This is a genomic window from Geodermatophilus sp. SYSU D00684, from assembly GCF_054050455.1.
The window spans coordinates 1-4,017 of record NZ_JBJGZI010000057.1 but is presented as its reverse complement, the minus strand read 5'-3'; the positions used below and the strand labels follow the sequence as shown (position 1 = coordinate 4,017).

Below are 4,017 nucleotides of genomic sequence, written 5' to 3'. Positions count from 1 at the left end.
GCCCCCGATCCGGGATCGGGGGCGCCCCGTGGCGTGTGCCGGTCTAGCTGGCCTCGTTGCCGCCGCGCACCACGGAGTCGTCGCGCTGGGCGTCGTCGTCGGTGGTGAGGGTCGTGTCCTGCTCACCGCCGTCGGGCCGGTCCTCGCCGGTGACACCGTCGACCATGTTGCTCGCGGTCGGACCGTCGGTGGTGTCCGGGGACTCGCGGTAGCCGGTGTGGTCCGTCTCGCTCATCAGTCCGATCTCCCTCCGGAACGGGGCGTGGGCCCCGGGACCTCGCCGGACGGGCCGTCCGTCCGGGCCCGGGCGATGTCGCTGTCGGCACCTGCCGGCAGGTCGTCGCCGGAGGCGGCGTCCCGCTCGAGGGCCTCGTCGCGGGTGAGGGGGACGTCGTCGAAGCCGGTCCCGGTGCTGCTGTTGTCGCCGGAGCCCGACGCGGTCGGGACGCCCTGCTGGATGCGGTCACTGCCCTGCGGGTCGGTCATGGTGCCTCCTGTCCGACGGCGCTGTCGCGGGAGGCCATGCCCGCCGTCGGCCCCGCGAAACGGCCGGCGGCCGACGACCGACCTCGCCCCGCGGTGCCCGCCCTCACCCCGCAGCGCGAGGACGGGCACCGCAGGACGAGGTCCTCCGGGACGACGGCGGCCGCCGTCCCGACGAGGGGACGGCGGCCGCCGGGAGGTGCAGGGTGCGCCCTAGAAGGCGCCCTCGGGGACCTCCATGAGCGCGTTGTCGGTGGCCTGGACGACGGCCCGCTCGCCCGCCAGGCGCGGCAGCACCTGGGTGGTGAAGAAGCGGGTGGCGGCGAGCTTGCCCTCGTAGAACAGGCGGTCCTTCTCGCCCACCTCGCCGGCCAGGGCGGCCAGCGCCACCTCGGACTGGCGGACCAGCAGCCACGCGGTGACCAGGTCGCCGACGGCCAGCAGCAGCCGGCTGGTGTTCTGGCCGACCTCGTAGAGCCTGGTCATGTCCTGCTGGGCGCCGGTGAGCTGCCCGAACATGGCGGCGAGCATCGCCTGGACCTCGCCGAGGGCGGTCGCGAGGTGCGCCCGCTCCTCCTTGAGCCGGCCGTTGCCGGCCTCGGCGTCGATGGTGGCCTGGATCTGCGAGGCCAGCCAGGTCAGCGCGACGCCGCCGTCCTTGACGATCTTCCGGAAGAAGAAGTCCTGGCCCTGGATCGCCGTCGTGCCCTCGTAGAGGGTGTCGATCTTGGAGTCCCGGATGTACTGCTCGATCGGGTAGTCCTGCAGGTAGCCCGAGCCGCCCAGGGTCTGCAGCGACTCCTGAGTGAGCAGCTGGGTGGCCCGCTCGGAGCCGAAGCCCTTGACCACCGGCAGCAGCAGGTCGTTGACGCGGGCGGCGAGCGTGGCCTCCTCGCTGTCGGCGGTGCCGGCGGCCTCGGCCTCGGTGACCCGGTCGCGGAAGCTGGCCGCGTACAGGTACAGCGCGCGCATGCCCTCGGCGTAGGACTTCTGCAGCATGAGCGAGCGGCGGACGTCGGGGTGGTGGGTGATGGTCACCCGGGGGGCGTCCTTCGACGTGGCGGTGAGGTCGGCGCCCTGCACCCGCTCCTTGGCGAACGCCAGCGCCTGCTGGTAGCCCGCCGACAGGGTGGCGATCGCCTTGGTGCCCACGAACATCCGGGCGTGCTCGATGACCTTGAACATCTGGGCGATGCCGTCGTGCACGTCGCCGACCAGCCAGCCCTGGGCCGGGACCGGGCCGTCGCCGAAGGTGAGCTCGCAGGTCGTGGAGACCTTGAGGCCCATCTTCTTCTCGACGTTGGTGACGTACACGCCGTTGCGCTCGCCGATCGCGCCGGTCCCGAGGTCGACGTGGAACTTGGGGACGACGAACAGCGACAGGCCCTTGGTGCCGGGCTTCGCGCCCTCGGGGCGGGCCAGCACCAGGTGGACGATGTTGTCGGACAGGTCGTGCTCGGCGGAGGTGATGAACCGCTTCACGCCGGTGATGTGCCAGGAGCCGTCCTCCTGCTGCACGGCCTTGGTGCGGCCGGCGCCGACGTCGGAGCCGGCGTCGGGCTCGGTGAGCACCATCGTGGCGCCCCACCGGTGCTCGATCATCAGCTCGGCGAGCCGCTTCTGGTCGGCGGTGCCGAGCTCGTGCAGGACGGCGGCGAAGGCGGCCCACGCGCCGTACATGAAGACGGCGGGGTTGGCGCCCAGCACCATCTCGAAGGCGCCCCAGGTGAGGGCGTGCGGAGCGCCGAAGCCGCCGAGCTCCTCGGGCAGGTCCAGGCGGTACCACTCGCCGTCCTCGAGGGCGCGCACGGAGCGCTTGAACGACTCGGGCAGCGTCACCGAGTGCGTGGCGGGGTCGAACACCGGCGGGTTGCGGTCGGCGTCGGCGAAGCTCTCGGCGACCGGGCCCTCGGCCAGCCGCCGGATCTCGGCGAGCACACCGCGCGCGGTCTCGGCGTCCATCTGCGCGAACGGGCCGGTGCCGAACCGGTCCTTGGTGTCGAGGAACTCGAAGAGGTTGAACTCGAGGTCCCGCAGGTTCGCGGTGTAGTGGCTCATGCGGTCAGGCTCCGTTGCTCCGTGCCGTCGGGACGGCGAGCAGGTACCTACTCGCCGGTAACGAACGTTATTACCGGCGGGTAACCAGGAGCAAGGCCGTGGTCCGGGACACGCCCGCAGGGGTCAGGCGCGTCCCGGGCCGGGAGGGTCAGCGGTTGCGGCGGCGGGCGCGCAGCAGGAGGCCGGCGAACGAGGCGACCAGCGCCCCGAGCGCCGCGGCGATGAGCAGCGCCACCACCAGCGGCGCCCGCACGTCACCGAAGACGAGGCTGATCTGCACCGTCTGGCCGTTGAACACGACGAACAGCACCAGCAGGACGGTGACGAACAGCAGCAGGCCGAGGGCGAGGCCGCGGCCGATCGTGCGGCCGGCGGCCCCGGCGCGCGAGGGCGCGGACGGGCGCGCCGCCGCGGGGGTGGTGCCGGCGGGGGTGGTGCCGGGGGTGGTGCCGGCGGGGGTGGTGCCGGCGGACGTCGACGGGGTGCCGTAGCCGCCGGCGAGCGGGTCGCTGCCGGGCGCGGACGTGCCGGACGTCGGGTACCGGGGGTCGGCGGGCGAACCGGGAGCAGTCATGATCACGGACTGTCCGCGGGGCGGCCCCCTCAAACCGCGGACCCCCGGGTCTCGTCCGCGGGCGGGGGATCAGTCCCTGTGCGCGGCCGGCTCGGTCTCCGCGGGAGGCCAGGACGGGCCGGCGGCGCCGTCGGCCGGGCCGGTCGCCTCGGGGCCGTCGGAGTCGGGCGCCGGCGGGCCGGACTCGCTGCTGCCCAGCGGGCCGACGGAGCGCGGCTCGTCCGGCTCGGGCATCTTCTGCTCGCGGGTGCTCACCCGCCCGAGTCTGCGGCCCCGGCGGGCGGGCGGCGACCGGACGGCGTCAGTCGTCGAGCGCGGGGCCGGCCTCGTGCGCGGGGTGCCCGGCGGTGCGCTCGCGCTGCTTCATGCGCGCCTCGAACACGTGCCGGTCGCCGTCGGCCAGCTCCTCGCGGGCCCGCTCGTCGAAGGCGCGGAACACCGACCAGTAGTTCGCGTCGTAGTCCTCGACGATCTGGAAGGTCCACCGGTCGGCGATGACGTTGCGGCCGACGAGATCGCGGTCGAGGTCGTCGGCGAGGTCGGTGTGCCCGGCCTTGCGGAACAGCTCCACCGCCTCCTGCAGGAGCAGGTCGGCCTTGCCGGAGTGCTGGTGGAAGCCGTAGAGCTGGCCGCGGGCCTGCTCGATCGTCTCCAGGGCCTCGGAGAGCCGGCCGAGGCCCTCGACGGTCGTGTCGTCCAGGTCGGGGCGGCTGCGGTCCACGGTCACCGGTCCATCCTGCGGGCCCGGGACCGGGCCCGGGGGGGGGGGGGGGGGGGGGCCGGTGTCGGGGGCACGGCCCCCCCCGCGACGAGCACGATCACGACGGCCAGCGGCAGGTTGACGAGGAAGACCGCCCGCCAGCTCCACTCCACCAGCCAGCCGCCGAGGAAGGGGCCGACGG

General features: G+C 74.1%; 6 protein-coding genes. All 6 read right to left on the bottom strand.

Annotation, left to right across the window (positions count from 1 at the left end; translation table 11 throughout):
- Positions 1-43: 43 nt before the first annotated feature.
- The gene (locus ACI79L_RS23870) at positions 44-235 is read right to left on the bottom strand and encodes a hypothetical protein (protein WP_456939178.1); all 192 of its coding nucleotides are present in this window, start codon (positions 233-235) and stop codon (positions 44-46) included.
- Entirely contained in the window at positions 235-486 is a 252-nt protein-coding gene (locus tag ACI79L_RS23865; protein ID WP_456927411.1) for a hypothetical protein, read from the bottom strand. The genes ACI79L_RS23870 and ACI79L_RS23865 overlap by 1 nt, the downstream gene beginning before the upstream one ends.
- Positions 487-696: 210 nt before the next feature.
- Positions 697-2,541 (bottom strand): acyl-CoA dehydrogenase, encoded by a 1,845-nt coding sequence (locus ACI79L_RS23860; RefSeq protein ID WP_456939177.1) that lies wholly within the window; start codon positions 2,539-2,541, stop codon positions 697-699.
- Positions 2,542-2,689: 148 nt separating this feature from the next.
- Entirely contained in the window at positions 2,690-3,115 is a 426-nt protein-coding gene (locus ACI79L_RS23855) for a lipopolysaccharide assembly protein LapA domain-containing protein (RefSeq protein ID WP_456939176.1), read from the bottom strand.
- A gap of 69 nt (positions 3,116-3,184) precedes the next feature.
- Entirely contained in the window at positions 3,185-3,370 is a 186-nt protein-coding gene (locus ACI79L_RS23850; protein ID WP_456927414.1) for a hypothetical protein, read from the bottom strand.
- 46 nt (positions 3,371-3,416) lie between these two features.
- Positions 3,417-3,842, bottom strand: coding sequence for a hypothetical protein (locus ACI79L_RS23845; RefSeq protein ID WP_456939175.1), 426 nt, complete (start codon positions 3,840-3,842; stop codon positions 3,417-3,419).
- Positions 3,843-4,017 lie beyond the last annotated feature (175 nt).